Origin of the sequence: Streptomyces torulosus (genome assembly GCF_001419765.1) — a bacterium.
GTDB lineage: Bacteria > Actinomycetota > Actinomycetes > Streptomycetales > Streptomycetaceae > Streptomyces > Streptomyces torulosus.
The window spans coordinates 1-4,192 of the sequence record NZ_LIRK01000508.1; the positions used below are offsets into that span (position 1 = coordinate 1).

At 73.8% G+C, this 4,192-nt stretch carries 4 protein-coding genes and 1 pseudogene; 2 read left to right on the plus strand and 3 right to left on the minus strand.

Features of this window, described 5'->3' with window-relative positions; all coding sequences use genetic code 11:
* Positions 1-196 precede the first annotated feature (196 nt).
* Complete coding sequence (gene yaaA, locus AOK23_RS31370) at positions 197-979, plus strand: peroxide stress protein YaaA (protein WP_055715951.1); 783 nt, start codon at positions 197-199, stop codon at positions 977-979.
* 129 nt (positions 980-1,108) lie between these two features.
* The gene (gene eda, locus AOK23_RS31375) at positions 1,109-1,756 is read left to right on the plus strand and encodes a bifunctional 4-hydroxy-2-oxoglutarate aldolase/2-dehydro-3-deoxy-phosphogluconate aldolase (RefSeq protein ID WP_055715952.1); all 648 of its coding nucleotides are present in this window, start codon (positions 1,109-1,111) and stop codon (positions 1,754-1,756) included.
* A gap of 18 nt (positions 1,757-1,774) precedes the next feature.
* Here eda and AOK23_RS31380 read toward each other — a convergent pair whose 3' ends face one another.
* The 3 genes and pseudogenes from AOK23_RS31380 to AOK23_RS50535 all read right to left on the minus strand — a co-directional run.
* Positions 1,775-3,247: a bifunctional RNase H/acid phosphatase gene (locus AOK23_RS31380; RefSeq protein ID WP_055715954.1), complete on the minus strand. Its 1,473-nt coding sequence runs from the start codon at positions 3,245-3,247 to the stop codon at positions 1,775-1,777.
* Positions 3,248-3,294: 47 nt separating this feature from the next.
* Entirely contained in the window at positions 3,295-4,038 is a 744-nt protein-coding gene (locus AOK23_RS31385) for a CT398-like coiled coil hairpin domain-containing protein (RefSeq protein WP_079049814.1), read from the minus strand.
* Positions 4,035-4,192, minus strand: a pseudogene (locus tag AOK23_RS50535) (Nif3-like dinuclear metal center hexameric protein); the annotation flags it as partial. The gene AOK23_RS31385 and the pseudogene AOK23_RS50535, both read right to left, overlap by 4 nt.

Genomic DNA, 4,192 nt, shown 5'->3' on the forward strand with positions numbered 1-4,192 from the left:
GCCGACCGGGTCACCCGGGTCGGCACGGGTGGTCGACATACCGACGGGAGCCTCGTGCGGGCCGACCGCGTCACCCGGGTCGGAACGGGGGGGGCGGCAGTCCGACGGGTGCCCGGTGCGGGCCGACCGACCAGGTAGGCAGGCGCCCGGTTCGCACCCCGTACGCTGTCGCGGAGCCCTATCCGAAGGAGTCCCCGTGCTCGTCCTGCTGCCCCCGTCCGAAGGAAAGGCCCCCTCAGTGGGCGGCGCTCCGCTGAAGCTGGAGTCCCTTTCCCTCCCGGCGCTCACCGAGGCGCGGGAGGCGGTGCTCGGTGAACTGGTCGAGTTGTGCGCGGGCGACGAGGACAAGGCCCGCGAGGTGCTCGGCCTGAGCGAGGGGCTGCGCGGCGAGATCGCCAAGAACGCGGAGCTGCGGACCGCGGGGGCCCGCCCGGCCGGCCAGATCTACACCGGCGTGCTCTACGACGCCCTCGACCTGGCGTCCCTCGACACCGCCGCGAAGAAGCGGGCGGCACGTTCGCTGCTGGTCTTCTCCGGGCTGTGGGGCGCCGTCCGCGTCACGGACCGCATCCCCTCCTACCGCTGCTCGATGGGCGTGAAGCTGCCCGGCGTGGGCGCGCTCGGCACGCACTGGCGTACGCCGATGGCATCGGCGCTTCCCGAGGCGGCCGGCGACGGGCTCGTCCTCGATCTGCGGTCCTCGGCGTACGCCGGCGCGTGGAAGCCGAAGGGTGAGATCGCCGGGCGCACGGCGACGGTACGGGTGCTGCACGCGCCGACCCGGAAGGTGGTCAGCCACTTCAACAAGGCGACCAAGGGCCGCATCGTCCGCAGCCTGCTGTCGGCCGGCGCGGCCCCCAAGGGCCCTGAGCAGCTGGTGGAGGCGCTGCGGGACCTCGGGTACGTGGTGGAGGTGGAGCCTCCGGCCGGGGCGGGGAAGGCGTGGACGCTGGACGTGCTGGTGACCGAGGTGCACTGACGGGGCGCTGACCCCTGGGACTGAGGGCCTGAGGCACCGAGGCACCGAGGCACCGAGGCACCGAGGTGGCGCATTGCAGCATGCACAACGACCTTTGCGCATGCTGCAGAGGCCGGGCAGCATGAGGCCATGGCCTCTCCGTCGCCCGTCGGTCCCGTCTCGACGTCCTCCGTGCTCGACCTCGCCCCCGTCGTCCCGGTCGTCGTCATCGGGGACGCCTCCGACGCCGTGCCGCTCGCGCGGGCGTTGGTCGCCGGGGGGCTACCGGCGATCGAGGTGACGTTGCGGACTCCCGCCGGGCTCGACGCGATCCGGGCGATCGCCGGGGGCGTGCCAGACGCGGTGGTCGGGGCGGGCACGGTCGTCACGCCGGAACAGGTGACGGCGGCGGTGCGGGCCGGGGCACGGTTCCTGGTGAGTCCTGGCTGGACGGACGCGCTGCTGACGGCGATGCAGGCGTCCGGGGTGCCGTTCCTGCCGGGCGTGTCGACCACGTCGGAGGTCGTGGCGCTGCTGGAGCGCGGCGTACGGGAGATGAAGTTCTTCCCGGCGCAGGCGGCGGGCGGTACGGCCTATCTGAAGTCGCTCGCGGGGCCGTTGCCGCAGGCCCGGTTCTGCCCGACCGGAGGGATCGGGCCGGACAACGCGCCCGAGTACCTCTCCCTCCCCAACGTCGGCTGCGTCGGCGGGACCTGGATGCTCCCGGCCGACGCGATCGCCGCACGGGACTGGGGGCGGATCGAGGCGCTGGCGCGCAGCGCGGCGGCCCTGCGGTGAGCGTACGGCCGCCGCCGCTCAGCGCAGATGTGACGTGTCGTTGAGGAGGCGGAGCGTGGCGTTGCCGTCGGCGTAGTACGCCAGGGCCGTCAGGGAGGCCGCCGACAGTTCCATGCGGAACAGGGACTCGGGGGGTGCGCCGAGGGCCAGGCGGACCAGGGTCTTGATCGGCGTGACATGGCTGACGAGCAGGACCGTACGGCCCCGGTGCGCCTCGGTCAGCCGGTCGCGGGTCGCGGCGACCCGGTGGGCGACGGCCTCGAAGCTCTCCCCGCCGCCGGTGGGCTCCGCGTCCGGCGAGGCGAGCCAGGCGTTCATGTCGTCGGGGTACCGCTCCCGCACCTCACCGAAGGTGAGCCCCTCCCAGGCGCCGAAGTCGGTCTCCCGCAGCCCGTCGTCGAGGGTCACGGCCAGCCCGAGGCGGGCCGCGACGATCTCCGCCGTCTCGCGGCAGCGGGCCAGCGGCGACGACACGACCTCCTGGATCGTCCCCCGGGCGGCCAGCGCGGCGGCGACCCGTTCCGCCTGGTAGCGGCCGACGTCGGAGAGCGACGGGTCGGAACCGCCGCTCCCCGAGAACCGCTTCTGGGGCGTCAGGGGTGTCTCCCCGTGCCGGAGCAGCACGAAGGTCGCGGGGGTCCCGAGATCGGGGGCGGCGGAGGCGACGTTCTTCGCGGCGCGGATGTCGGCGCTCGCCGCGGTCCTCCGCACTCCAGGGGTACCGGCCTCGCTCCTCTCGGCGGCGGTCTTCCTGGCGGCAGAGGCCCCGATGGGAGCGTCGGGCTCGGCAGGGCGGGCCTCAACGGCGTCGGACTCACGGGCCTCACCAGCGCCCGGCTCATCGGCGCCCAGCTCATCGGCGTCGGGCCCGGCGGCGGTCGTACTCGTCGCCGCGCCGCCCCCGTTCCCGGTCTCGCCCCGCGCCCCCGCCAGCGCTGCCCTGGCCCTCGCAGCGCCCGCGGCCGCGTCCCCGGGCGGGCCCGACGGCTCGGGGTCGGTGGCGGACGGGGCAGCCCCCGCCCTCTGGCGGGTCGCGCGGGTGTCGAGGTCCGCCGTGGACGTGGACGGCGACCACTGCTCGCCCCGCTTGCCCGCGTCCATCGCCTCGTTGGCGAGCCGGTCGGCGTGCTTGTTCTGGTCGCGCGGGATCCACTCGTAGGTGACGTGGCCGGGGGCGTAGACCCGCAGGGCCTCGGCGGCCAGCGGCTTCATGTCGGGGTGCTTGATCTTCCAGCGGCCCGACATCTGTTCCACGACGAGCTTGGAGTCCATACGGACGCGGACGGTGGCCGTGGGGTCCAGCGCGTACGCCGCCTTCAGGCCCGCGATGAGGCCCCGGTACTCGGCGACGTTGTTCGTGGCGACCCCGATGTACTCGGCGGCCTCCACCAACGGCTCCCCCGTCGCCCCGTCGAGGACGACCGAACCGTAGCCCGCGGGCCCCGGGTTGCCCCGGGACCCCCCGTCGGCCTCGACGATGAACTCCCGCACCACATCAACCTCTTGGTCTGTCGACTACGGCCGCTCGCAGGCCCCGGCTACAGACCCGACTCCGAGGTGCGCACCAGGATGCGGCGGCAGTTCTCGCAGCGGACGACCGTGTCGGGCGCGGCCTTGCGGATCTCGCTCAGCTCGGTGATCGCCAGCTCCTGGCGGCAGCCCTGGCAGGTGCGCTGGTACAGCTTGGCCGCGCCGATGCCGCCCTGCTGCTCCCGCAGCTTGTCGTAGAGCTTGAGGAGGTCGGCGGGGACGGACGCGGCGATGACCTCGCGCTCCTTGGTCACCGAGGCGGCCTCGCCGTCGAGCTCCTCGAAGGCCGCGTCCCGGCGGGCGGTCGCGTCGTCGATCTTGCCCTGGACGGCGCCGACCCGCTCGGTCAGCTCGGCGACCCGCTCCTGGGCGGACTCCCGGCGCTCCATGACCTCCAGGACGATGTCCTCCAGGTCGCCCTGCCGCTTGGCGAGGGAGGCGATCTCGCGCTGGAGGTTCTCCAGGTCCTTCGGGGAGCTGACCGCGCCCGAGTCCAGGCGCTGCTGGTCGCGGGTGGCGCGCTGACGCACCTGGTCCACGTCCTGCTCGGCCTTGGTCTGCTCGCGGGCGGTGTCGCTCTCCTCGGTCTGCGCGGCGACGAGGAGGTCGCGCAGCTGGGTGAGGTCCTTCGTCAGTGACTCGATCTCGGCGTGCTCGGGCAGCGACCTCCTCTTGTGCGCGAGCTGCTGGAGGCGTACGTCGAGGGCCTGGACGTCGAGGAGTCGGATCTGGTCGGCGGGCGCGGCGTTCAGTTGGGGGCTCCCAGGTTATCGGTGGCGGTGGTGGACGCCGCGTGGGCGGTCCAGGGGTCGGTGACCGTCTTCGAGACGTGGACGCGCAGGTCCCATCCCTTCCGGTCGGAGATCTCGTCGAGCTGGGCGGCGGCCAGCTCGACGAGATCTCCGA

Coding starts and splice junctions, on each gene's coding strand:
- eda (WP_055715952.1), top strand. CDS start 1,109: ATGGCCTCTCCGTCGCCCGTCGGTCCCGTCTCGACGTCCTCCGTGCTC.